Source organism: Clostridium amazonense (assembly GCF_056431285.1).
The window spans coordinates 523,374-549,300 of the sequence record NZ_JBWKMH010000033.1; the positions used below are offsets into that span (position 1 = coordinate 523,374).

Sequence of the window (25,927 nt, forward strand, 5' to 3'; positions counted from 1 at the left end):
CTCAATCCAGTCTCGCCAATTAAGGTTATCCACCTAAAAGATGAATATTTAAACCTATTCTGTGCGGTCTACAAAAGCCATTATATCATTTAAAAATAACTTTGTAAAGAAATTTAAAATGTTTTATTAAAATATTTTATAAACCTCTGCATTTCTTATTTGATTTGCAAAGATTAGCGGCTCTAATTTAAATGATTCCATATCATGAACATAGTTTAAATATATACTTTTATCTAATCCATTTATATTTTTTATAAATGATATTAAATCTTTTTGAATTTGATTTTTATAACTTTCATCTATTTCTATATATATATCTTTTACATTTTGTTCTAAATTTAATCTTTCTAAAGAATCTTTTATCATATTTTCTAAATATGATAGTTTTACTTTTACACCTTTACCATGGCAAGTACTACAGCTTTCAAATATATATTCATAAATAGATTTTCCACTACGTCTTCTTGCAATTTGAACTAAATTTAATTCTGTAAAATCATAAATTACAGTTTTATTTTTGTCATCTAAAAAACTTTCCTTTAGAACTTTTAATATTTTTTCTTTTTCATCTTTTTTATACAAATCAATAAAGTCTATAATTATTATTCCACTCATATTTCTAAGTCTTATTTGACTTGCTACTAATTTTGCAGCTTCTACATTAGTTTGAAAAATATTATTTTTTATGTCTTTAGCCGAATTTACATCCACAACATACATAGCCTCAGTCTTTTCAATAACTATATTTCCTCCACTAGGCAAATTAATCTTATTGCTTCTAAGACTTAAAATTTCTTTTTCTATACCAAAGTTATTAAATAAACTTATATTTTCGTCATATAATTTTATATCTATATCTATATTTTTAAATTCCAATATTTCTTTGCAATAATTAAAATCTTCTTCTGTGTTTACTATAACATTACAATTACTTGAACTTAAACTTCTTATGGTGTTTCCTAAAATACCATCATTATCATATAAAAGTCCGCACTTATTAGAATATGTAAACTTTCTTTTTATATTTTCATATATGCCATATAACACCTTAATTTCAGAATTAATAACTTCTACATCCACATCAGATGCACTAGTTCTTAGTGTTACCCCAATGCCTTTAGGTTTTTCTATGTTTTCTTTTACTAATTCTTTAAAGTCTTTATCTTTTATTTTATAAGAAAATCTTATATCTTCATTTTCATTAGTTATAACTACATAATTTCCTGGTAAATTTATATTATTTACAACTTTAGGACCTTTCTTGCCTATAGATTCTTTTATTACTTCAACAAGTACTTCATCACCTTTTTTTAAGTTTTCTTTTAAATAAATATATGCATTTTTATTAGTGCCTATATCTATAAATGCTGATTTTATTGATGGAACAATATTTTTAACTACACCCTTATATATATTTGAAACCTTGGGTTCATCATTTTTTTCTTCTATATAGCACTCAGTTAAAATTCCATTTTCCTTTATTGCAATTCTTAAAAACATTTCTTGTCTTTCAACAAATACTTCCTTCACCTTAAACACCTCATACTCTTTTTCTTGTAACAATGAGATTACATACTTTATTATAAACAATTTTTTTATTTATTGATATATAATAATAAATTTTTATAAATTTAAAATACTAGCTCATTAAGTATTTTTTATACCTTTGAGCTAGTATATATTTTACATATTATAAATATTCATTAAGAGGCACTAAAGTATTATCTTTATTGGCATACATATCTATTCTTTCTATGTCAACAAAGGCATCTTTATCTAAAGAACTTACATGTTCCTCTATGTATTCTATTAGTAATTTAGCTGATACATTTTCCCTACTTCCACAAGCAAGCATTGTATCTATTAATATATTGTTATTATCATTCACATACTCTATTTTCTTAATCAAAGGTTTTATATCTATATCTTTATCACCTTTTTTACTTTTTCTAACAGTCATCCAAGAACTTTCATTACTTAATTCTCGTATTTCATTTAATGCTTTTTCTCCATCTATAGCTTTAACTTTTATTTTATATAAAGCTGCATCTATAATTGCCATTGATTGAGGTGTTTTTTTATTTTCTTCTACTTCAACTCTTTTTGCATCTAAAAACTTAATTCCCATTGGAGAATTTTCATTTAATCTTTTTACAATCTCTTCACAACATACTTCTTCTTTAAATACTGTATCTAGATACTCTCCTCTAGAATACACTCCTACTGATAAAGGCTGTGCTATTGATATTGTCATATGTGGATTAAATCCCTTAGAATAATCTATTGGAAGTCCAGCTCTTTTAACTGTTCTTTGAATAGTCCTCATTAAATCTAAATGAGATATAAATTTTATTTCACTTTCTTTAGTGTATTTTATTAAGTATCGCACCTTCAAAGCATTTACCCTCCTTAAAGCATACATTTACTCCACAACCAGTACATTTTTCTCTACAATCTGGTGTAAGAACTTCACTTTTAGCTTTTTCATTTTCGCTCATTAAGTATCTTTTGCTTACTCCTATATCTATAAAATCCCATGGAAGTATTTCTTCATAACTTCTTTCTCTATATGTATAGAAGTCTCCATCTACATTGCACTCTTTTAGTGATTCTTGCCATCTTTCAAAGTCAAAATATTCACCCCAACCATCAAATCTAGCGCCTTTTTCAAATGCTTTTATTAAAACATCACAAAGTCTTCTATCACCTCTAGCAAATACTGCTTCCATATAGCTAACTGGAGATTCATGCCAATTATAAACAATTGCTTTACTCTTTATAGAATCTCTTAAATTGCTAATTTTTCCTTTAACATTATCCATTCTGTCCATTGGTGCCCATTGGAATGGAGTAAATGCCTTAGGTACAAATATTGATGTACTAAGTGTTACTCTTAGCCCTCTTTTTCTTACATTTTTAGGAACCTTAAAATATTCTTCTACTACTTTTTCTCCTAGTTCTCCAATTCCTAAAACATCATCCATTGTTTCATATGGAAGACCTATCATAAAGTATAATTTTAAAGTTGACCAACCAGCTTCAAAAGCACTTCTGCTAGAATCTAATAAATTTTGTTCATTTACACCTTTATTTATTATATCTCTCATTCTTTGACTACCTGCTTCTGGAGCAAAGGTTAAGCCTGTTTTTCTAACTTTTTGTATTTCTTTTATTAAATCTACTGAAAATGAATCAATTCTAATTGACGGAAGTGACACACCAATTTTTTCATCTTTATACTTTTCTATTAAAGAAAAAACTAGATTTTGTATATCTGAATAATCACATATACTTAAAGATGTTAATGAAACTTCCTCATATCCTGTTTTCTTAATAATATCATCCGCTTGTTTTACTAATGTTTCTGTTTTCTTTTCTCTTACTGGCCTATATATCATACCAGCTTGACAAAATCTACAACCTCTTGTACATCCTCTAAATGTTTCAAGTGTTATTCTGTCATGTACAATTTCCGTATAAGGAACTATAAGCTTATCTGGATATACATTTTCATCAAAATTGCTTATTATTCTCTTTTTTACAACCTTAGGAACATCATCATACAATGGTTTAAATTCTTTTATAGTGTTGTCTTCATTGTATGTAACCTCATAAAGACTAGGTACATATACCCCCTCTATCTTTGATACAGCTCTTAAATATTCCTCTTTAGTTTTATCTTTGTACTCAGTATACAAATCTAAAACCTCATTCATAACCACTTCCCCTTCTCCTAAAAGAAAGAAATCTGCTATATCATAAAGTGGTTCTGGATTATATGCACAAGGACCGCCCATCATAATTATTGGGTATTCCTCACCTCTTTGAGATGCTCTAAGTGGTATATTAGACATATCTAACATATTTAATATATTAGTATAACTCATCTCATATTGAAGTGTAAAACCTAGAAAATTAAATTTTCTTAATGAATCTTTTGTTTCTAATGTAAATAATTCTATGTTATTTTCTCTTAACTCCTTCTCCATATCTGGCCAAGGTGCATATGCTCTTTCGCAAAATGTATCTTCTCTTTCGTTAATTACATGATAAAGTATTTTACTTCCTAAATGAGACATACCTACTTCGTATACATCGGGAAAACAAAATGCATATCTAATTGATACATCATTTTTATCTTTATTGTAAGAATTAAATTCTCCACCTATATATCTAGCTGGTTTTTCAACTTTACATAATATATCATCGGAAATTTTATTCATTTAAATTCCTCCTTAAGTTAATTGCAATACTTTATTTTATCATAAGCTAATAATATGTCAAAACATATTATCAATTTTTTTGTTCATTTTTACACAATTCCTCTAAAGATATGTTTCCATCATTTTTTAATAAATTTATTATTTCTTCTTCCCCTAATGTTTTTATTATATTCATATTATCATCTAAAATAGTAAATATATGATAATGGGTTTTATCTATAAAGTCTAGTAATTCTAATAAATTAAGTTTATAATATACCGAAATGCTTTTGTTTTCTATGTATCCCCTCTTAGTGAGTTTTTCCTTCTTTCTTATTGTGTATCCCATAATTACATAGACTATCCTTTCTCTTTCTTTTTTACTCATTATTAAAATGAAAATAGCTATTAATACTAAAGTAATGTTTGATATATCACAAAACATAGAGAATGTACTTAATATTAGTAAACTATATCCTAAAATCATACTTATTCTTAATGCTATTTCATTTGCCTTTTTATATAAAAATTTTTTTCTTAATAAATCCCTAAGAACCCTACCTCCATCTAAAGGAAATGCAGGAAATAAATTAAATGCTCCCAATACTAAATTATATTCATAGAACAGTTGTAAAACATCATTGGTATATTTCAGAAGTATTACTTTACTTATGAATGCTAATATAAAATTCCCTACAGGACCACTAATAGATATTAATATATCCTCTCTTACTGTTGCCTCATCTAAATCTTTTAATTTTATTGATGCTCCTATAGGCAGTATCTCTATGCAAAAGCCTTTAAATCCTAGACTCCTTGCCATTAAATAGTGTATAAACTCATGTATAACTACTATAATAAAGCCTAGTATTAATCTTCTATTTAATCCTAAGACAATTAAAAATATAAGATAAGGTATGGAATATTTATTAAATTTTATTGATTTCATTTCTTTCTTATTTTTCAAATTGCCATATATTCATACACATCTTGTGCTTTGCCCATATACAATATTTCAAAATAAAAATTACTTTCCTTATCTTTTCCATTTACCTCACCTATTACATCACCTTTTTTTATCTTTTCTCCTTGTTTTACAAATATATCAGTCATGTTATAATACTTGCTTTCTATGCCTTTTCCATGATCTATAACAATGTACTTTCCTAGTTTTTCATCAACATCTATTTTTTTAACTTTCCCATCATTACAATTTTTAATTTTTTGTACATCATTAACTTTTACCTTAAGAATTTTGTTTTTATCTTTTTCAAACTCATCTAAATTATTTGACTTACTTGCCATTACCGGTATTGAATATTCCGTCCTAAGTTCTTCTAATATAGTTTTTCCACCTATAATTTTTGATTTTACTTTATCTATAAAATTTACACTTATGTTTTCCATATCATCAAGACTTAAATTTTTTATATAATTTAATGCCTTTTTATAGTCATATGTCTTTGTCATTTGTGTTTTTGCTAAAGAAAAAATTTCCTTTGTATAGTTGTTATTAACAACTCTACATCCCATAAAAATAACAATCAACATTACAGATATAGCTAATTGAATAATAAATTTATTTACCAGTTTTTCAACCTTTTTATTTGAGGCTTTATCCATAACAGTTGATTTTTTATTTTTAGATTTAATATTATAACTACCATTATTTCTTTTTAAATTGTTATAATATTTTTCATACAAATTCCTATATTCGCTCATAACAATCCCCTACTTCTACTTATATTCCTACTTTAATATATACTCATTTATTTTTTAATTATGAATAACTAAACATATAAATCTTATAAATTTTATTTAACATTTAAACTTTAAATTATTCATGTTTCAGTTGAGAAATTTAACTCCAAGTTTTAATCCATATTTTTTAAAATTGACAATGAACAATTAAAAGTGAACAGTGAAGGTGAAAATTGGATTTGCAAAGCAAATTAGTTGAAAACAATATAAAACGTAGTTTTTATGTATTTCTATTTTAAATATTAGGAATGAAATGAGTAATATTCACCATAACTATTCACTTTTCACTCTTACTTATTAACTTAGCTTCAAATATACAAATAGGAATAACTTTAAATTTTTAATTGTAAACTGCTTCCATATATAGTATTAGGAATGTACTATAATTTTCTTATAAGAATTTTAATTTTAAATAAAAAGAAGCACTTTAGAATATTTTTTATTCTAAAGTGCTTTAATTTGATAATTATCTATTTTTCAATGATGTCATCATAGATTCTGCTGTTCCTATATTAGTAGCTAATGGAATACAATGAACATCACATAATCTTATAAGTGCATTTACATCTGGCTCATGTGGTTGAGCAGTCAATGGATCTCTAAAGAAAAATACTAAATCTATTTCTCCTTCTGCAAGCTTTGCTCCTATTTGCTGACCACCACCCATTGGTCCTGACAAATATTTATGTACCTCTAAATTTGCAAGTTTACTTATAAATGTTCCTGTATTTCCAGTAGCATATAATTCATGTTTTTTTAATATCTCTCTATACCTTCTAACAAATTCAATCATATCATCTTTTTTCTTATCATGAGCTATAAACGCAATCTTCATAAAGTACCTCCTAAAAGTTTATTTTCTTTCTCCTCATACCAACATTTAATATAAGTCCTAAAGAAATAAAGTTTGTAAGCATAGAACTACCTCCATAACTTACAAATGGAAGTGTGATTCCAGTAATAGGCATTATTCCTATAGTCATTCCTATGTTTTGAATTATAGAAAAAATCATTCCTCCTATTATTCCTATACACAAAATACTTCCAGCCATATCTTTAGATGTCCTAGCAATTTTTATAAGTTTATAAAGAAGTATTCCATAAAGTGTTAACAGAAGTATTCCTCCCATTAACCCCCATTCTTCTCCAATAACTGCAAAAATAAAATCTGTATGATTTTCTGGAACAAATTTATATTGTTTTCCATTAAATAATCCTAATCCAAAAATTCCACCTGAACCTATTGCAAGTTTAGATTGTATAAGTTGTAGACCTTCATTAAGTTCATATTTCTCTGGATTTAAAAATGCCAAAAATCTAGCTTTTTGATATGTTTTTATTATATTTGTATTCCATACCAACACAATTGCTGTAGTTAAAAACGCAAGTCCTCCGCCTATTATTTTCCAATCTATATTAGCAACTATAACTATTGCAAGTACAATAAAAAATGATACCATAGTCATTCCCATATCTGGTTGTGTAACTATTAAAACCATTGGTATAGCTGCATAAATGCCTATTGTAAGTATGCTTTTTAAATTATTCACATTTCCATCCATATCTTGAATAACTTTAGCAAGCATAATTATCATACCTATTTTTGCAAATTCTGATGGTTGTATTGCTCTACTACCTATACTGATCCATCCTGTAGCACCATTTATATTACTTCCTAATACATAGTTATTTAAAACTAAGAGTATTACTCCACCCCAATAAATAACAGATGCATAATTTAAAATCAAATTATAATCTATTAGTAATATGCAGTACATAGCTACAAGCCCTACACCTAACCACATAAATTGAAGTTTTGCATAATATATGCCACCGGTGGTATGCGTCGCACTATATATATTAATTATAGAAAAAGCTACTATTAAAATCACTGTTATAATTATGCTATAATCTAGTCTCTTACCTAATTTATTATTTAATTTTAATTTACTAAGCATTATTTATACCTCCAACATAAATATGATTATAACATATTTAATATTATAACAAAAGATTTTATAGGGCTATAAAATTTTTATCATTTTTTAGGTTTTTTTATAAAAAATAAAGCCACAGATATTATTAAAATTAATATCTATAGCAATAAAATTATCTATTTTTTATTTTTTTTATAGGTATACTTGCTATTAACGCAGGTGATGTTCCTTCTATTTGTTCTGTACTTGTAATTTTAACATCTACCTCAGTATCATCTATCTCAACATAATTTGATATTACTTTTAATAAATCACCTTTTATAAGTTCTAGCAAATCTGGAGAAAAATTTGCTCTATCATGAATTAATATAAGTTTCAACCTATCTGTTGCTATACTCTTAGAAGATGCCTTATTTGAAAATAATTTAAACAAATCCATCTAAATTCACCTCCTATTTTTTATTACCACTGAACATTTTTTTTATAGCTGCTAAAAATCCGCCTTTGCTTATAGTTGAATTTAAATCTAAAAATTCAACTTCTTCACCAATTATTCTTTTCGCAATATTCTTAAAAGCTTGACCTGCATAAGCTTCAGTATCTAAAACTATAGGTTCTCCCTTATTAGTAGAAACAGTAACTTTTCTATCATCTGGAACAACACCTATAAGTTTTATTGCCAAATTCTCTTTTATATCCTCAACATCTAACATTTCACCATTTTTAGTCATCTGAAAATTAATTCTATTAACTATAAGTTGAACATCTTCTAATCCTTTAGCACATAATTTACCTATAACTCTATCAGCATCTCTAACTGATGTTATTTCTGGATTGACTACTACTATAGCTCTATCCGCTCCAACTATGGCATTTTCAAACCCTTGCTCTATCCCTGCCGGACAATCAATTATTACATAATCAAAGCTTTCTTTTAACTCATTTACAACTTTAAGCATAGATTCTATATCTACATCATTCTTATCTCTTGTTTGTGCTGTTGGAAGCAAACATAATTTATTAAATCTTTTATCTTTGATTAAAGCTTGTTTTAATCTGCATCTATCTTCTATTACATCTATAAGTGTAAATACAACTCTATTTTCAAGACCCATAAGCACATCTAAATTTCTTAATCCAGTGTCTCCATCTATCACTACTACTTTTTTATCCATTGCAGCTAATGCTGTTCCTATATTGGCTGTGGCTGTTGTTTTACCAACACCGCCTTTTCCTGATGTTATAACTATTGATTCTCCCATCTATTTACCTCCATTAAATATATTTATTGACTAAATATGGTTCTATAACTATATTTCCATTTCTTATTCTTGCAACCTCTGGGTAACTCGGTTTTATATCATCATCTGGTGATATTGTCATAAGATTGGCTATTTTCATAATCTGTGGTTCTAAGTAAAATGCTGCAATTATTGCCTTATCATTTCCTGTCGATCCTGCATGAACACATCCTCTTACACTTCCTAAAACTATAATATTTCCTGCTGCTGAAACTTCAGCACCATTATTTACATCTCCTATTACAACTAGATTTCCTGAATACTCATAAGTTTGTCCACTTCTAATAGTTTTTCTTAAATACTTAGTCCTACCTTCATTTATTCCATTAAAAATTTTACTAGTACTTTTTTCTTCTGAATCTATAAATATACAATCCTTAATTTGAAACTCTTGAAATAATATATCTTTTATAGTGTTCAATTCTCTATTAGTAAACTCTTTCAATTGCATAGTCATTCTAACAATACAACCTTTATAAAAGTTTTTTCCTTTTGAGAGCTTTTCTATAAGAGCATTTATCATTTCTTCAAAGCCCCTAAATTTTTGAAAATCTATAATTATGTTTAATCCTTCTCTATTACCCTTTAGTATAATATTATCTTTTTGCATACATATCCTCCAACACTACACTACTTGATATATTTCAACATGTTTTAATAAAAATCCTTCTTTGCTAGAAAATTTTTACTTTTCCCAGGAAATATGCTTATTTTTCTCATTATTTCATAAAATTTTATCTGACTAAAAAAAATATAACATAAAATCAAATTAAAATCCATTATGTAGAAGTATTTTAATTAATAAATTCTACTATATATGTAACTTTGATTTAGTTTATCATATAATAAATAATAATTTTTCAAAACAAAATTCATTTTATAAAAGAAATTTTACTTTAATTATTTATACATACATATACTATATCGGTCTATAAAAATCATGTTTTCACATTTTATTTTTTACAAATACATATTGCTAATTAATTTCCATATTATATTTAAACAAATGAACTTTAACATAATTCATTAATGATTTCTTGATAATAAAAAATGACATTATAAAGTAAATTTTATAATGTCATTTATTATTATTATTCTTCCTCAACGATTAAATTTGTTTCAGCTTTATTTTCTATTTTTTCACCATTTTCATTTATAGTCTTTTTTTCAGTTTCACTTTTATCCATTTTACCTTCACTTTTTATTAATTCTGGATATCTAAACTGATAATTGGGATTTATTCTTAATATTTCTTTACTAAAGTACTGTTCATATACATTTCTAGCTACTTCTGCAACATTTCCTCCATGTCCACCATCAAATACTATTACTGAAACTACAATTTCAGGGTCATTATATGGTGCAAATCCAACATAAGTTGCATAGGACGTTCTACCTAATGCATCTTGCTTTTCTTGATTAAATGTAGATGAACCTGTTTTACCAGCAATTCCTATTTCTGTTGGAAAACCTTCAAATGCAGTAGCACCTGTTCCTTGTTCTCCTCTTGTAGCTCTGAACATACCTTCTTTTATAGCCTCTACATTTTCATCATTCATTTCAATTTTTTCTAAAAGCTTTGGCTTACTAACGGTTTCTTCCCCTGTAACTGAATCTACTATTTTGTTCACTAACTGCATCTCATATCTATTCCCTCCATTAACTAAAGTTGCTACATAATTAGTTAATTGAAGTGGTGTAAAGTTATTCATACCTTGTCCTATGGATGCATCATATGCATTAGCTGCTGATTTTCTATTTGATATACAATCGGTAATGGAATAATTTATTGCCACTGTCATTCCGTTTATATCTTTTTCAGTATAACCTTTTTGTTTTAATTCTGTTGAATCATTTATCATATTTTTTAATAAACCTTCAGTAGTTTTAGCAATTTCTTCTTCTGGTGATTTTTTTTCTTTTTTCATCTCTTCTTTTATGTAATCTATTAAATCTGTTTTCTTTTTATTTAACATAGAAATTTTTTCTTTGTCTATACCTATTTCTTTTTTTCTAGTTATATCAATTCCTTTATATTGCATATCACCTAATGAATTATTACCATTATTCATTAGTGTAGCCAATTTATCTATATTTTCATTTGCAAATTTATTTTTACTTGATTCATAGTTGTAAACTTGACCAAAGTGTTCATCTATTTCTATTCCAGTAGATGCTTCCTTGCCAGAACCTGGTTCTACCCCCAATCCAAATTTCCATCCATATTTAGCTATATAATCAAGACCTTCTGAAACTTTATTACCTCTTTCAAATAATCTATCTGCAACGTCATAAAAGAAGTAGTTGCAAGAAACTTCAAGTGCTTTTTTAACATCTACATCTCCATGAGTTCCATGATTATCTTTATAAATCCAACAAGAACCTTTATATGTGTCATATCTTTTATTATATTCACCATTATCATAAATTGTAGTGTATGGGTCAATTACGCCTTCTTCTAATCCAGCAACGGCAACTAATGGTTTAAAAATTGATCCTGGCGGAGTTAATGTGAGTGTTGCATAGTTATAAAGTGGTTTTGGAAATATATCATATTTATCTTCCCTATTTCCATTATCATCTTTAGGAAATATTCTTTCCATAAGAATATTAACTCTATCATCATAAGATAAAGTTATAACTTCTTCATCACTTAAAACACCACTAACATTAGCTAATTCAAATTTTTCTATATATTCTCTTCCTTTTTTCTCTAAATTAGGATTGAAATATTCACTTGATAATTCATCCGTTAATAAACCTGGCGTAACAAATATGTTAGGATCATATCCTGGTCTACTTGCTAATGCTAAAATTTTTCCTGTTTTAGCTTCCATAACTACTGCAGCACCTCTTGTTGCATTTCTAGGGTTTGTAAGACCACCACCACCTGCATGTTCTCCAGATAATCTTAATTTTTCCATAGTGTCATCTAATGATTTTTCTGTAACTGCTTGCACTTTGTTATCTATATTAAGATATATATCTTTTCCTGGATAAGCTTCCACTTCTCCAAGTGTTTTTACTTTTCTTCCTTGTTTATTTACTTCTATACTTTCTTGTCCTTTAGTGCCCTTTAATTCACTTTCAAGGCTAGATTCAATACCTGCAGTACCAATAATATCAGTGCTTACATCATAGCCCCTTTCTTCATATTTATCTTTTTGCCATGACGCTATTTTAGATGTATATCCTAAAAACGCAGAGCCCAGTTCTTTATTTGGGTAATATCTCATTGGCTTAGTTTCTACTATTATTCCTGGTAAATCTGGTTGCAATTGTTCAAATATAAAAGCAACTTCTTTTGATAAATTTGTGGCTATCTCTACAGGTTTATATCCAGAGTAACTTTGCATTTTCATAGCATCTAAAACAACAAGAAACTTTCTCTTTTCAATTAAATTGTATTTGTCATATTCCTTCTTATCTAATTGATATTGTTTTAATAGCTCCTTTAATACATCTTCAGCTGATATTTTTAAAATAGCATCATCTATTTCTTTTTTCTCTGAATCTTTAAGTTCTTCATCATTTTTATCTTTATACAATTTTTTTCTTACTATTTCATCAAACCCTCTGTCTTTTTTAAATCTAAGTTCCATCCATAGCCTATCCTTATTTGTACCTTTAAACTTAAAATTTATATTATATATTTCTTCATGTCCATTTTTCTCTTTTAAATCCACAGATATAGGAAACTCATCTTCTATTGGAACTTTATTTTCATCTAGCTTTTTAAAAACTTTATTCATTGTGTTTTCAAACTTTTCTTTGCTTTCTGTTGTTTCAGAAAACATTAAAGTATAACATTGAATACTTGTAGCTAGAGTTTCACCATTTTTATCTTTAATATCTCCCCTTGGTGCAACTTTGGCTACATTTTTAAAATGCTTTTGGCTAGCTTCTTCTCTATACTCATCAGCCATTACAACTTGTAAATACAACAATCTGCTTACTATAGCTGAAAATATTGCTATCATAGCAATAAAAAATATTGTATATCTTGAAAACTTTTTATCTCTTTTTTTCTTAATCATAACACTCCCACTCCACTTACTCTCTCAAATCCTCATAAACACTTATTAGTATAATAATATTTTTTTAATATATCACCTTATATAATTCAACATATATTTCTCAACTCCTTCAATATTGCTATTTTTAATGCTTTTATAATTATAAATATGTCTTAAAACATTTTTCCTATATATCTTTTACCTAAATAAAAATAGTACTATGAAAATCATAGTACTATTTCTTTTAATTTTGTTCTTCATTTAAAATATCTGCTTCAGAATTGTTTTCTGTATTTTCACCATCTTCACTTATGTTCTTTTGTTCATTTTTAGTGCCATTATTCGCTTTATTATCAGTTTTTTCTCCATTTTTTATTAGTTCTGGATATGCAAATTGATAATTTGAATTTATTTTCAATAACTCATCACTAAAATATTGTTCATACACAGCTCTTGCTACTGGAGCAACACTTCCTCCATGTCCTCCATCAAATACTATTACTGTAACCACAATTTCCGGATCATCATATGGCGCAAATCCAACATAAGTTGCATAAGATGTTCTTCCTAATGCATCTTGCTTTTCTTGGTTAAATGTAGAGGAACCTGTTTTACCTGCAATATCTATAGGGAATCCTTCAAATGCAGTAGCACCTGTTCCTTGTTCACCTCTTGTAGCTCTGAACATACCTTCTTTTATTGCATCAACATTTTCCTTTTTCATTTCAATTTTTTCTAAAAGTTTTGGTTCAATAACAGTTTCTTCTCCAGTTACTGGATCTATTATCTTATTTACCAATTGCATTTCATGCCTATTTCCTCCATTAACTAAAGTTGCTACATAATTAGTTAATTGAAGTGGTGTAAAGTTATTCATACCTTGACCTATAGATGCATCATATGCGTTTGCTGCAGATTTTCTATTTGATATACAGTCTGCAATAGAGTAATTTATTGCTACTGTCATTCCATTTATATCTTTTTCAGTATAACCTTTTTGTTTTAATTCTGATGAAGCATTTATAATATTTTTCAATAGACCTTCAGTAGTCTTTGCAATTTCTTCTTCTGGAGATTTTTTTTCTTTTTTCATCTCTTCTTTTATGTAATCTATTAAAGCTGTCTTCTTTTCATTCAACTTAGCAATTTCTGCTTTTTCTTTATCTGTACCTTTTTCTTTTTTTCTAGTTATATCAATTCCTTTATAATTTCCAGTACTTAAAGAGTTGTTACCAGCTTGCATGAATTCTGCTAATAAATTTACATATTCATTAGCAAATTTATTTTTACTTGACTCATAGTTATAAACTTGACCAAAGTTTTCAGATATTTCTATTCCTGTAGATGCTTCTTTACCTGAACCCGGTTCCACACCTAATCCAAATTTCCATCCATATTTAGCTATATAATCAAGTCCCTCTGAACTTTCATTTCCTTTTGCAAACAATCTATCTGCAACATCATAGAAGAAATAGTTACAAGAAACCTCCAATGCCTTTTTAACATCTACATCTCCATGACTACCATGACTATCATTATAAATCCAACATGCACCATTATATGTGTCATATCTTTTATTATATTCGCCATTATCATAAACTGTAGTATATGGATCAATTACTCCTTCTTCTAACCCAGCAATTGCAACTAACGGTTTAAAAATTGATCCAGGAGGAGTTAATGTAAGTGTTGCATAATTATAAAATGGCTTTGGAAATATATCATATTTATCTTCTCTATTTCCATTATCATCTTTTGGAAACATTCTATCCATAAGAGTATTAACTCTATCATTATAAGATAATGTACCAACCTCTTGTTCAGTTAAAACACCACTAACATTTGCTAATCCAAATTTTTCAATATACTCTCTTCCTTTTTTCTCTAAATTTGGACTAAAGTATTCATTAGATAATTCATCAGTTAATAATCCTGGAACAGTAAATATGTTTGGATCATATCCTGGTCTACTTGCCAATGCCAAAATCTTTCCTGTCTTAGCTTCCATAACTACAGCTGCACCTCTTGTTGCATTTCTAGGGTTAGTTATATTTCCACCACTACCATGCTGGCCCATGCCTCTTAATGTAGTCATAGTGTCATCCAAAGACTTTTCTGCTACAGCTTGTATATTCTTATCTATATTAAGTTGTATAGTTTTCCCTGGATAAGCTTCCACTTCTCCAAGTGTTTTTACTTTTCTTCCTTGTTTATTTACTTCTATACTTTCTTGTCCCTTAGTACCTTTTAATATACTTTCAAAACTAGACTCTATTCCAGCAATACCTATACTATCAGTACTTACATCATAACCTTTTTCCTCATATTTATCTTTTTGCCATGATGCTATTTTAGATGTATATCCTAAAAATGCAGAACCCAAATCTTTATTTGGATAATATCTCATAGGTTTAGTTTCTACTATTATACCTGGTAAATCTGGCTGCAATTGTTCAAATATGAAAGCAACATCCTTTGATAAATTAGTAGCTATTTCTACAGGTTTATATCCAGAATAACTTTGCATTTTCATTGAATCTAAAACAACAAGGAATCTTCTTTTTTCAATCAAATTATATTTTTCATATTCCTTCTCATCTAATTTATATTGCTTTAATAATTCATTTAATACATCTTCAGCTGATATAGCTAAAATGGCATCATCTATTTCCTTTTTTTGAGAATCTGTAAGTTCTTCATCATTTTTATCTTTATACAATGTTTTTCTTACTATTTCATCAAATCCTCTATCTTTTTTAAATCTAAGTTCCATCCATCTTCTATTTTCTTCATTTGTAGCTTTAAATTTAAAAGCTATATTATAAGATTCCTTATCATTAGTTTTTTCTTTTAAACTTACCGATATAGGAAATTCATCTACTATTGGAACTTTATTTTGATCTAACTTTTGAAAAACTTTTTCCATTGTAGTTGCAAATTCTTCTTTACTTTCCGTTGTTTCAGAAAACATTAAAGTATAACTTTGAATACTAGTTGCTAAAACTTCTCCATTTTTATCTTTAATATCTCCTCTTGGTGCAACTTTAGAGACATTTTTATAATGCTTTTGGCTAGCTTCTTCTCTATATTCATCAGCCATTACAATTTGTAAGTATAAAAGTCTAAACATTATAGCTGAAAATATCACCGCCATAGCAATAAAAAATACTGTATATCTAGAAACTTTTTTATCCTTCTTTTTGTTTTTCATCATAATATCACTTTCCTAAAATTTCCATTCTTTTTTCATAAATTTTGTTTCTGAAAGTTTGTAAACATATCTATATGCTATAGCTGATAAAACCATATTATATATACTCACTAATAATACATTATAAGTATTCATTTTAATTTTTAATAAATAAAAAATTCCTAATATAAGAATTCCTTTAAATAAACTAAGTAGTAATGTCATTATTATTGGCACAAATGATTTTTCCTTAAATATACTTTTTCCTATTATTGCAGCAATATAACATACTAGCATATTTACTAACATGTTTATTCCAAAACCGTGAAAAAAATAAATATCCTGAAGAAACCCCGAAAACACACCTAACATAATAGCTTCTACTTCACCATTTATAATAGAATAACATATCACAAATATAAATAATAAACTTGGATAAACAGATTTTATTGCAAAAAATGTAACAAAAGAATTATCCAATATAGTAAGTAATAATGTTATTCCTATTAACGTTAATACTTTTTTCATATCACTCACCTAATATTTAACTTCCGTTGAATCTTTTGTATCTACTTTTTCTTGTGTATTTATTTTTTCTTTAGGTAGAACTATTAACACTTGTTCTAAGGAATTAAAATCTATGTTAGGTTTTATGATAGCACTTTTCATAACAGCCGCTTTATCTTCCCTAACCTCTAAAACTTTTCCAATTTCTATTCCTTTTGGATATACTCCACCTAATCCAGAAGTTAAAATAGTATCCCCTTCTTTTATATTAGAGTTAATAGAAAGTCCTGTTATTTCCGCTAAGAATTTGTCTTCACTACTTTTATATCCTTTTACTATTCCATCACTTTCTTTGGTAGATAAAACATGTCCTGCTACTGCTATATTTTCATTACATAAAGTTTGAACTATACACCAATTACTTCCAACTGATGTAACTTGACCTACAAGTCCTGCTGATGTAACTACAACCATTTTTGTTGCTATTCCATCCTTGCTTCCCCTGTTTAATCTAAATCCATCTAAGAAATTTTGCCCACTCATGCCTACTATATCAGCACCAACATATTCATATTCAGATTTTGTATTTTTAAAATTCAACTCTTTTCTAAGTCTTGCATTTTCATCTATTAGCATTTTATTTTGGGCTATAAGTCTATTAGCTTTATCACTTTCTTCTCTAAGTTTATCATTTTCTTTTTTAATATCTTTTATATTAAATATAAAGCTAAAAGAATCTTTAATCTTATTTCCTACATTATAAATAACACCTTCAACACTATTTAATGCCACTCCAACACCATTTTCCACGAAAGACATATGTTCTCTTTGAACAGTATATCCAATAAGAAATAAAAAGCATACTGACAGTATTATTACTACTACTGCCAGTTTGTTTTTGAATTTATTCACTTTTAGCCTCTTTTATCCATTATATCTAAATTATCTAAGGCTTTACCAGCTCCTATAGCTACACAATCAAGTGGTATCTCAGCTATATTCACAGGCATATGAGTTTCGTGGTTTATTAATGCATCAAGTCCTTTTAATAATGCTCCCCCACCTGTTAGCATTATTCCTTTATCCATTATATCTGCTGCAAGTTCTGGTGGTGTTTTTTCAAGAGTTGTTTTTATTGAATCTATTATAGATGCTACTGGTTCACTTAAAGCTTCTCTAACTTCGCCTTCATTTATTTCTATAACCTTTGGCAATCCAGAAATTAAATCTCTTCCCTTAATTTCCATAGTTCTTTCTTCATCACCTATGTCGAAAGCTGAGCCTAATTCTATTTTTATAGCTTCTGCTGTACGCTCACCTATCATTAAATTATATTGTTTTTTTATGTAAGCTATTATAGATTTATCTAATTCATCACCAGCAACTCTTAATGATTTGCTAGTTACTATACCACCTAAAGATATTATAGCAACTTCTGTTGTTCCTCCTCCAATATCTACAACCATACTACCTGTTGGTTCATTTACTGGAAGACCTGCTCCAATTGCTGCAGCCATAGGTTCTTCTAATAGAAATGCAAATCTTGCTCCTGCACTTTTAGTTGCTTCTTCTATAGCTCTTTTTTCAACTTCTGTTACGCCTGATGGAAAGCAAACTACTATTCTAGGACTTTTAAATCCATTTTTAGCACCAGCTTTTTCAATAAAGCTTCTTAACATTTTTTCAGTAACATCAAAATCAGCAATAACTCCATCTCTCATTGGTCTTATAGCTACAATGTTTCCTGGTGTTCTTCCTATCATTTGTTTAGCTTCATCACCTACTGCTAATACTTTGTTAGTTTTCTTATTTATAGCCACTACTGATGGTTCTCTCAGTACTATTCCTTTTCCTTTTACATAAACTAATGTGTTTGCGGTACCCAAATCTATACCCATATCTCTTGATTTTGCAAAAAATCTCATCATATTTTCTCCTTCCGTTTCTATAAAAATGCTTTTTCTTTAAAGCTAACATAAATACCATTTCCTATAATAATATGATCTAAAAGTTCAATCCCTATTATCTTACTACACTCTTTGAGTCTATTAGTAATATTAATATCTTCTCTACTAGGAGTTGGATCTCCTGACGGATGATTATGACAAATTATTATAGAAGCACTACTATTTTTTATAGCTTCTACAAAAACTTCTCTAGGATGGACAATTGAACTATTCAAACTTCCTATTGATATATTTTTAATAGATATAACAACATTTTTTGTGTTGAGCATTATAAGTCTTAGATATTCCTTTTTTAAGTATCTCATATCTTCCATCATATATTCTACAACATTTTTAGGACTTATAATTTTAAGTTCTTCTCCTGACTTAAAAGTTCTAAATCTTTTAGATAGTTCAGCTAAAGCTATAAGTTGAGTTGCTTTTGCCTCACCAACGCCATTTATTTTCAAAAACTCTTTAGCATCTTTTTCTAAGATTCCATTTAAGCCATTGCATATTGAAAGTATTCTATTAGATAGTGCTAATACATCTTCACCTTTAATACCTGTTCTAAGTATTAGAGCTAGTAGTTCTGAGTTAGATAAATTTTCAGCACCATATCTTAAAAGTTTTTCTCTTGGTTTTTCATTTGTAGGTAAATCTTGAATTTTAAAGTTGTTCAAAAACTCACTCCCTTTTAAAGATTTACCCCCATCTCCTTCAAAGCTATGTTTAATCTATTTAAAGGCAATCCTACAACACTATAGTAATCACCTTTAATTTCTTCTACAAATATTGCTGCTTTACCTTGTATGCCATAAGCTCCTGCTTTATCCATTGGTTCTTTTGTATCTATATATTTTTGTATTTCAACATCTGTTAAATTAGAAAATTTAACTTTTGTACAAACTGCATCAGTTTTAATTTCTTTAGTTTTAGAATTTAAAACAACTATTCCAGAATAAACCTCATGAACTTTTCCACTCAATTTTTTTATCATATTAAATGCATCTTCTTCATCTTTAGGCTTTAATAAGATTTCACCATTAAAATACACAATAGTATCACTTGCTATTATTATACTTTCTTTAGAAATTTTATTACAAACATCCATTGCTTTTCCCTTAGATATATCAATTACATAACTATTACAGTTACCATTGAAAGATATTGAACTTTCATCAAAATCGCTAGTTATAATTTCAAACTCATCTGTGATAAGTTTTAAAAGTTCTTGTCTTCTTTGTGATGAAGATGCTAATATTAAATCCATTCAAGCTCACTCCTAATACTTTCTAAATAATATTATTGCCATTATTACGCATATTATAGACATTAGATTTAAGTTGAAGTTTAGTCCTAAAACTATGTTTATGACTTTTAAGTCCAAAACTATAGGTTCTTTAAGTCCTATAAAATACGACTTTCCTAAAAAATCTAAAAAGCCTACACTTTTACATAATACCTCCCCAATAAAGCTTCCAGAAATAGCTGCCAATAGTATAACAAATACATAATCTTTGGCCTTCTTATCTGAACTTTTCAAGTTTTAATCCCCCATTTATAACTTTATCTTATATAGTTTATCATTTAATAGTATTATAAACAAGTATATAACAGTTATTTATAATTTTTTTGTACTTTTTGAAATATGTAGTTGAATCCTGTAAAACTTGATTTATTATATTGTATTAAAATAGATTTTCACCCTGTAAATATAATTTTTTCTTTATAATTTAAATTAATTTATAAATTTATTTTAAATTATAAATTAATACTTCATTTTAGTTACTTATATAGAATTCTAATCTAATATCTTATATTTTATAGTTTATACATTTATTAATCTGTACAATAAATTTTAAAAATAAAAACTGAAAACGATAAAATAATTTTATCACTATTTTATAGCAATTAAAGTATTTTATCGTTTTTCAGTTTATTTTAAAATATTGAAATTATTACTTAATTTTAAATTGTTCTATTTATTTTCTATATCCTTAATTAAATTATATATAAATTTGCTCATTTCTCCGCCTTCATTTTTAGATACTTCTTCTGGCAAAGAATTTATATGCTCTTCTATCTTCTTTACTTCATTATAGCATAGAGATTTTTCATCTACTTTTTCCAATTGACTTACCCACTTTTTTAATTCTCCTGTTTTTACTGATTTTATATTTGGTGCTTTCACATTATTAATTATTTCTATTTCAGCTTCTATAATTTTGCCAAGTTCCGCCATAGATAAATCTTTGTATTTTATTTCTTTTGTATTTTTACTGTGTTCTATTTTCATATCTGAAAGTTTTTTTGATTCCTTTTCATACTCTTCATTATTTTTTGATACACCATAATACACCTTAGTTATATCACCCTCATTAAGAATAAATGGGCAGCCTATACTCTGCAAATTTTTAACTACTTTATCTGCATTCTCCTTTACTTTAAATACTCCACATGGTATAAAAACAATTTCACTTTTTTCACTTTGTGTTACTTTTTCATTACTCTCTTCTTTTTTCTCAACATTTTCTTTTTTATTTTTAACATCCTTTTGATTTTCTACACTTTCAATGTTAACTTTCTGATTATCTTTAACTTGAAGTTTTTTTAAGTCAAATTTATTCATAACTAAATAAGTAAACAACAAAGCTATTATTATAACTACAATTAGATAAACCATTTTGGATTTTTTCTTATTTTTAGGTTTTACATTATATCTTGTGTACTTCATTTTTTCTCCCCCCTCTTTTATTTTGTTTATTAAATTTATATTTTATTTTTTTTATATTATTACATTTTTAAATAAAAAAGCAGAAATAAAGTATTTCTTTATTTCTGCTTTTGCTCTACTTATTTAAAAATCTTTTAGCTCCAACATATGCTCTTTTATAGTGTACATCTTCTAATGAAGTTATTACTATTCTTCCACTTTCTTTTTCAGCATGAATAAATTTATTATCTCCTATATATATCCCAACATGCGATGCTTTATCATTCTTTTCTCTAAAAAAAACTAAATCGCCATCTTCTATTTCTTCTTTTTTGACAGTGATACCATTTTCCATTTGTGCTTTAATTGTATTTTCTATTTTTATTCCTGACTTATCATAAACATAAACAACAAATCCTATATCATCAAAACTATTAGGTCCACACCCACCTATCATATACGGTAATCCTAATTTTGAAATTGCATTTTTTACAACTTCATTACTTTGTGAATTTTCATCTTCAGAAATTCCCCTAGAATAATTATTTATCTTCGTATATTTATCCAAAACTTTTATTGTTTTATCTGTAGTTATTGTTATTGTTTTTATATTTGTAACTTTTTTACTATCTGTCCATGTGTATGCATAAGTTTTTTCACTCAAAAATGCAGTCATAATTAAAAGTATCATAAATAAAGACGTTAAATATCTTTCCATACTTTTCCTCAACTTCATATTTTACCTCCTAATATAAAATAAAACCATTTTATATTTCTAATTTAAAAACATTATAATTTATAAATAAAATCTAGTCAAATTCTATTTATTACTTTTTTTTTAATTTTTTCCGCAAAATACTAATTTGCAAATTTTTTTCCCTACTTAACTGCTACATTACTAAGCATCCCACATGAACTTGATTTATATATTTTTTCACAAAAATTTAACTATAAATTATACTTAGCCTTATAATTTTTTTTACTACTTCCCTAGATTTAAGATAATTTATACCACTACACTCTAAAAATGAAAATATTTCAGGATTATTCTTACTTATTCTATATTGAATTTTATCAACTTTTGAGAAATTCAAATTATCATCATAGTAATCATCAGAACTTTTAAATTCATTTTCAATAACTCCAGTTGATATTAACTTTGGTGCTCTTATATCATTTATAACAAAATTATTTATATCTATTTTTACAAGTCCATTAATATAATATAGTAACCATATATTTTCCATTTGATCTAATAATTTTCTCTTATCATTTATATAATATGGTACAAATTCTATTTGATTAAAATTATCTAATTTCATAACATATCCTCCATATTTAACATTTTAAACTTTATTTTCATATTTTAATGTTATGATTATAAAATTAAATTTATGATAATATGAAGTATTATTATTTAATCATTTCTCTTATTAAAATATATCTATTGAATCTCCTGCATTATCCTTTATTTTATCTATAGAGTGAATATATCTATTAGTTGTAGCTATATTCTTATGGCCTGCAAATTCTCTAACTTTTTCTATAGTTACTCCATTAGTTATAGCAATTGTTATAGCTGTATGCCTAGTTGAGTGAACTTTTAGCTTTTTATTTATTTTAGCATTAGAACATATTTTTTTTATTATATAATTAAAGCTACTTGGATCTAATGGATTATCTTCATTGCTATTTTTAGAATGCCCTAAAAATAAATATTTTTCTCCATCATTTTCAAAACTTCTATTTGTTTTTCCAATATATTCATTTATATATTGATATACTTCTGGCTGAATTTTCACTAAATCTTTTTTATTTCCTTTTCTTGTTATGTGAATTACATCATATTCCCCATATTTATCTATATCTTTTATTTTTATATTTGTTATTTCTGATTTTCTTAATGCAGTAGTAAGTGCTAATGCAATCATTGCTCTATTCCTTAAACCTATTATATTATCCACTTCTATACTACTAATTAATATCCTGCATTCTTCTTTTGTTAAAAACTCTGTTTCTTTATTGTTTACAACTGGTTTTTCTTCCTTTAATGATGCAAATGGATTATATTTTATAATTTCAGTATTAGTATAATTATCTTTAAACTTTAAAAGCCATTTATATAATGAACTAAGAGATGATATTTTTCTATTGATGGTAGCAGAGGACATACCTATATTAGATAGATATACTATATATTTTTCAGCATCAAATATGTTTACTCTACGTATATCTTCTAAAGATATATCTTCAATATAACTAACATTAAAAAAATCCTTAATATCTCTTTCATAACTAATAGACGTATTCTTACTTCTATTAGCTTTTATTTCTAGAAAAGCTCTTATAAAATGTTTATTATCTAAACCTCTATTTGGTAAATTGGAATTTTTATACAAGTCTATTTTATTCATTTTATCAACCTTTCTAATATAAATTTACAATTTAATCCTTGAAATTGTAAATTCTATATAAAATTCTAAATTTGCATTATATTTAATTCTTCTAATTCAAAATTAGTATAACATTTATATTTATTTTTTTAAATAAAAAAGCTGCTAATAAAATTAGCAGCTTTTTTATTATTCCAAGCTTTGTAATAACTCGCAAATTTCTTCTAATGCTTTATTTTCATCACTACCATTAGCTGTAATAATAACTTTTGAGTCCCTATTTACTCCTAATGATAATATTCCTATTAAACTTTTAGCATTAGCAGCTTTCCCATTATGTTCAATATCTACGTATGATTTAAATGACGAAGCTGTTCTAACTAACAATGTAGCTGGTCTGGCATGTAATCCTTGAGAGTTTTTTATGTCTATCTCTCTTGATACCACAAGCGTCACCTCTTAACTATTTTAAATTTTTAACAAAATTCTCTATTCTATCTAATCCTGCTTTTATATTTTCCATTGATGTAGCATAAGATAATCTTATAAAGTCATCTACACCAAAAGCAATTCCTGGTACAACTGCTACTTTTTCTGAAGATAATAATGCTTCTGAGAATGCTAGAGAATCTTTTATATTATTTCCTTCGAAAGTTTTTCCTAAAACTTTAGTTATATTTACCATTACATAAAAAGCACCTTCTGGTTTAACGCAAGATAAATTTTCAATAGAGTTAATTCTTTCTACCATGAAGTCTCTTCTATTTTTAAATTCTTTTATCATAGCTTCTACATCTGATTGATCTCCATTTAAAGCTTCCACTGCAGCATATTGAGTGATTGAGCATGGATTTGATGTAGTATGACTTTGTATATTAGACATAAGTTTTGCTATTGGTTCTGGTGCTGCAACATAACCAAGTCTCCAGCCTGTCATTGCATATGCTTTAGATACTCCATTTATAACTATTGTTCTATTATAAGCATCTTCTGAAAGACTAGCTATAGAGATATGTCCTTCTACTCCATATAATAGTTTTTCATATATTTCATCTGATATTATTAATAAATCATGTTCTTTTGCAAAACTTGCTATTTCTTCTAATTCATTTTTTGTATAAGCTGTTCCAGTTGGATTATTAGGACTATTTAATATTATTGCCTTAGTTTTTTCTGAAACTGCCTTTTTTAATGCTTCTAAAGTTAATTTAAAAGAATTAGACTCTTCTGTATCTACAAAAACTGGTTTTCCATCAGCTAATTGTACAAGTTCAGGATAACTTACCCAATATGGAGCTCCTATTAATACTTCATCTCCTGGATTTAATATTGCTTGGAAAGCATTTGCTAAACATTGTTTAGCTCCAGTAGAAATAACAATTTGAGATGTTTTATAAGTTAAATTATTATCATTTTTAAACTTATTAACTACAGCTTCTTTTAATTCTATTATTCCTGATGCTGCTGTATATCTTGTTAAACCTTTTTGAATAGCTGCAATTGCTGCATCTTGTATATTTTTTGGAGTATTAAAATCTGGCTCACCAGCTCCAAATCCTATTACATCTATACCTTCTGCTTTCATTTGTTTAGCTTTAGCAGTTATAGCTAAAGTTAATGATGGTGAAATTTGTAATGCTTTATTTGATAATTTCATAATTACAACCCCCGCTATTATATTTTATGTATAAAAAAATGAATTGTTTATTTCATTTTTTTTATTTTTGAAAGATAAACTTCATTCTTTTATAATATACCATTTATTGTAGTAAGTGTAAACAAGTTTTGCAGTCAATTAAGTTCATTTATATCCCAATATTCTTAATATCTTATATATTGCTGAAAAATATAGGAAATCGCTTACATTATCTATATTTTTGCTTAAGTTTAATGTATATATATTTTAAGCATTTATATTATATTAATACTATTTAATTTTTTCCATATAATTATAAAAG

Annotated in this window: 24 protein-coding genes; all 24 read right to left on the reverse strand. The window is 26.9% G+C overall.

From position 1 onward, the window contains the following. Window positions 1-126: 126 nt before the first annotated feature. Window positions 127-1,530 (reverse strand): ribonuclease E/G, encoded by a 1,404-nt coding sequence (locus AC07E4_RS17220; RefSeq protein ID WP_034438617.1) that lies wholly within the window; start codon window positions 1,528-1,530, stop codon window positions 127-129. Between the two features lie 160 nt (window positions 1,531-1,690). Beyond that, window positions 1,691-2,389, reverse strand: a complete 699-nt coding sequence (locus AC07E4_RS17225; protein ID WP_034438763.1) for a TIGR03936 family radical SAM-associated protein — start codon at window positions 2,387-2,389, stop codon at window positions 1,691-1,693. Then, the gene (locus AC07E4_RS17230; RefSeq protein WP_430829588.1) at window positions 2,364-4,223 is read right to left on the reverse strand and encodes a TIGR03960 family B12-binding radical SAM protein; all 1,860 of its coding nucleotides are present in this window, start codon (window positions 4,221-4,223) and stop codon (window positions 2,364-2,366) included. The genes AC07E4_RS17225 and AC07E4_RS17230 overlap by 26 nt, the downstream gene beginning before the upstream one ends. Window positions 4,224-4,293: 70 nt before the next feature. Further along, on the reverse strand, window positions 4,294-5,169 hold the full coding sequence (locus tag AC07E4_RS17235) for a M50 family metallopeptidase (protein ID WP_242838377.1): 876 nt from the start codon (window positions 5,167-5,169) through the stop codon (window positions 4,294-4,296). Further along, complete coding sequence (locus tag AC07E4_RS17240) at window positions 5,166-5,924, reverse strand: M23 family metallopeptidase (RefSeq protein ID WP_034438621.1); 759 nt, start codon at window positions 5,922-5,924, stop codon at window positions 5,166-5,168. The genes AC07E4_RS17235 and AC07E4_RS17240 overlap by 4 nt, the downstream gene beginning before the upstream one ends. Before the next feature lie 505 nt (window positions 5,925-6,429). After that, window positions 6,430-6,798, reverse strand: a complete 369-nt coding sequence (gene mgsA, locus AC07E4_RS17245; protein ID WP_034438623.1) for a methylglyoxal synthase — start codon at window positions 6,796-6,798, stop codon at window positions 6,430-6,432. A 10-nt stretch (window positions 6,799-6,808) separates the two neighbouring features. Next, on the reverse strand, window positions 6,809-7,921 hold the full coding sequence (gene rodA / locus AC07E4_RS17250; RefSeq protein WP_034438624.1) for a rod shape-determining protein RodA: 1,113 nt from the start codon (window positions 7,919-7,921) through the stop codon (window positions 6,809-6,811). Window positions 7,922-8,072: 151 nt separating this feature from the next. Next, complete coding sequence (minE, locus tag AC07E4_RS17255; RefSeq protein ID WP_034438626.1) at window positions 8,073-8,339, reverse strand: cell division topological specificity factor MinE; 267 nt, start codon at window positions 8,337-8,339, stop codon at window positions 8,073-8,075. Window positions 8,340-8,352: 13 nt separating this feature from the next. Beyond that, window positions 8,353-9,162: a septum site-determining protein MinD gene (gene minD / locus AC07E4_RS17260; RefSeq protein WP_034438628.1), complete on the reverse strand. Its 810-nt coding sequence runs from the start codon at window positions 9,160-9,162 to the stop codon at window positions 8,353-8,355. A 13-nt stretch (window positions 9,163-9,175) separates the two neighbouring features. Beyond that, entirely contained in the window at window positions 9,176-9,811 is a 636-nt protein-coding gene (gene minC / locus AC07E4_RS17265; RefSeq protein ID WP_034438630.1) for a septum site-determining protein MinC, read from the reverse strand. Window positions 9,812-10,292: 481 nt separating this feature from the next. Then, complete coding sequence (locus AC07E4_RS17270) at window positions 10,293-13,238, reverse strand: penicillin-binding transpeptidase domain-containing protein (protein WP_478217053.1); 2,946 nt, start codon at window positions 13,236-13,238, stop codon at window positions 10,293-10,295. 223 nt (window positions 13,239-13,461) lie between these two features. Continuing rightward, window positions 13,462-16,431 (reverse strand): penicillin-binding transpeptidase domain-containing protein, encoded by a 2,970-nt coding sequence (locus AC07E4_RS17275; RefSeq protein WP_081770888.1) that lies wholly within the window; start codon window positions 16,429-16,431, stop codon window positions 13,462-13,464. Window positions 16,432-16,443: 12 nt separating this feature from the next. After that, entirely contained in the window at window positions 16,444-16,935 is a 492-nt protein-coding gene (gene mreD, locus AC07E4_RS17280; RefSeq protein ID WP_034438632.1) for a rod shape-determining protein MreD, read from the reverse strand. Window positions 16,936-16,944: 9 nt separating this feature from the next. Next, window positions 16,945-17,826, reverse strand: a complete 882-nt coding sequence (gene mreC, locus AC07E4_RS17285) for a rod shape-determining protein MreC (protein ID WP_051539853.1) — start codon at window positions 17,824-17,826, stop codon at window positions 16,945-16,947. 2 nt (window positions 17,827-17,828) lie between these two features. Continuing rightward, complete coding sequence (locus tag AC07E4_RS17290) at window positions 17,829-18,839, reverse strand: rod shape-determining protein (RefSeq protein WP_034438634.1); 1,011 nt, start codon at window positions 18,837-18,839, stop codon at window positions 17,829-17,831. Window positions 18,840-18,859: 20 nt separating this feature from the next. Beyond that, a complete protein-coding gene (gene radC / locus AC07E4_RS17295) occupies window positions 18,860-19,543 on the reverse strand; it encodes a RadC family protein (RefSeq protein WP_034438636.1) in 684 nt (227 codons plus the stop codon). 14 nt (window positions 19,544-19,557) lie between these two features. Beyond that, window positions 19,558-20,133 (reverse strand): Maf-like protein, encoded by a 576-nt coding sequence (locus AC07E4_RS17300; RefSeq protein ID WP_034438638.1) that lies wholly within the window; start codon window positions 20,131-20,133, stop codon window positions 19,558-19,560. Window positions 20,134-20,145: 12 nt separating this feature from the next. Beyond that, window positions 20,146-20,406: a DUF4321 domain-containing protein gene (locus tag AC07E4_RS17305; RefSeq protein WP_034438639.1), complete on the reverse strand. Its 261-nt coding sequence runs from the start codon at window positions 20,404-20,406 to the stop codon at window positions 20,146-20,148. A gap of 435 nt (window positions 20,407-20,841) precedes the next feature. Continuing rightward, complete coding sequence (locus tag AC07E4_RS17310; RefSeq protein ID WP_430829583.1) at window positions 20,842-21,597, reverse strand: SPOR domain-containing protein; 756 nt, start codon at window positions 21,595-21,597, stop codon at window positions 20,842-20,844. A gap of 115 nt (window positions 21,598-21,712) precedes the next feature. Beyond that, a complete protein-coding gene (locus AC07E4_RS17315; RefSeq protein WP_430829582.1) occupies window positions 21,713-22,312 on the reverse strand; it encodes a C40 family peptidase in 600 nt (199 codons plus the stop codon). Between the two features lie 208 nt (window positions 22,313-22,520). Beyond that, window positions 22,521-22,898, reverse strand: a complete 378-nt coding sequence (locus AC07E4_RS17320; RefSeq protein WP_034438643.1) for a hypothetical protein — start codon at window positions 22,896-22,898, stop codon at window positions 22,521-22,523. 111 nt (window positions 22,899-23,009) lie between these two features. Next, window positions 23,010-23,990: a tyrosine-type recombinase/integrase gene (locus AC07E4_RS17325; protein ID WP_430829581.1), complete on the reverse strand. Its 981-nt coding sequence runs from the start codon at window positions 23,988-23,990 to the stop codon at window positions 23,010-23,012. Between the two features lie 168 nt (window positions 23,991-24,158). Further along, the gene (locus AC07E4_RS17330) at window positions 24,159-24,416 is read right to left on the reverse strand and encodes an HPr family phosphocarrier protein (protein ID WP_034438648.1); all 258 of its coding nucleotides are present in this window, start codon (window positions 24,414-24,416) and stop codon (window positions 24,159-24,161) included. Window positions 24,417-24,432: 16 nt separating this feature from the next. After that, window positions 24,433-25,626 (reverse strand): pyridoxal phosphate-dependent aminotransferase, encoded by a 1,194-nt coding sequence (locus tag AC07E4_RS17335; protein ID WP_034438650.1) that lies wholly within the window; start codon window positions 25,624-25,626, stop codon window positions 24,433-24,435. Window positions 25,627-25,927: the final 301 nt, after the last annotated feature.

Excerpts from the sequence above, each read along its gene's own strand:
- AC07E4_RS17240 (WP_034438621.1), bottom strand. The coding sequence starts at position 5,924 with ATGAGCGAATATAGGAATTTGTATGAAAAATATTATAACAATTTAAAA.
- AC07E4_RS17300 (WP_034438638.1), bottom strand. The coding sequence starts at position 20,133 with ATGGATTTAATATTAGCATCTTCATCACAAAGAAGACAAGAACTTTTA.
- mgsA (WP_034438623.1), bottom strand. The coding sequence starts at position 6,798 with ATGAAGATTGCGTTTATAGCTCATGATAAGAAAAAAGATGATATGATT.
- AC07E4_RS17335 (WP_034438650.1), bottom strand. The coding sequence starts at position 25,626 with ATGAAATTATCAAATAAAGCATTACAAATTTCACCATCATTAACTTTA.
- AC07E4_RS17230 (WP_430829588.1), bottom strand. The coding sequence starts at position 4,223 with ATGAATAAAATTTCCGATGATATATTATGTAAAGTTGAAAAACCAGCT.
- minC (WP_034438630.1), bottom strand. The coding sequence starts at position 9,811 with ATGCAAAAAGATAATATTATACTAAAGGGTAATAGAGAAGGATTAAAC.
- AC07E4_RS17315 (WP_430829582.1), bottom strand. The coding sequence starts at position 22,312 with ATGAAGTTGAGGAAAAGTATGGAAAGATATTTAACGTCTTTATTTATG.
- AC07E4_RS17320 (WP_034438643.1), bottom strand. The coding sequence starts at position 22,898 with ATGAAATTAGATAATTTTAATCAAATAGAATTTGTACCATATTATATA.
- minE (WP_034438626.1), bottom strand. The coding sequence starts at position 8,339 with ATGGATTTGTTTAAATTATTTTCAAATAAGGCATCTTCTAAGAGTATA.
- AC07E4_RS17275 (WP_081770888.1), bottom strand. The coding sequence starts at position 16,431 with ATGATGAAAAACAAAAAGAAGGATAAAAAAGTTTCTAGATATACAGTA.
- AC07E4_RS17290 (WP_034438634.1), bottom strand. The coding sequence starts at position 18,839 with ATGAGATTTTTTGCAAAATCAAGAGATATGGGTATAGATTTGGGTACC.
- AC07E4_RS17310 (WP_430829583.1), bottom strand. The coding sequence starts at position 21,597 with ATGAAGTACACAAGATATAATGTAAAACCTAAAAATAAGAAAAAATCC.
- rodA (WP_034438624.1), bottom strand. The coding sequence starts at position 7,921 with ATGCTTAGTAAATTAAAATTAAATAATAAATTAGGTAAGAGACTAGAT.
- AC07E4_RS17270 (WP_478217053.1), bottom strand. The coding sequence starts at position 13,238 with ATGATTAAGAAAAAAAGAGATAAAAAGTTTTCAAGATATACAATATTT.
- mreD (WP_034438632.1), bottom strand. The coding sequence starts at position 16,935 with ATGAAAAAAGTATTAACGTTAATAGGAATAACATTATTACTTACTATA.
- minD (WP_034438628.1), bottom strand. The coding sequence starts at position 9,162 with ATGGGAGAATCAATAGTTATAACATCAGGAAAAGGCGGTGTTGGTAAA.
- AC07E4_RS17325 (WP_430829581.1), bottom strand. The coding sequence starts at position 23,990 with ATGAATAAAATAGACTTGTATAAAAATTCCAATTTACCAAATAGAGGT.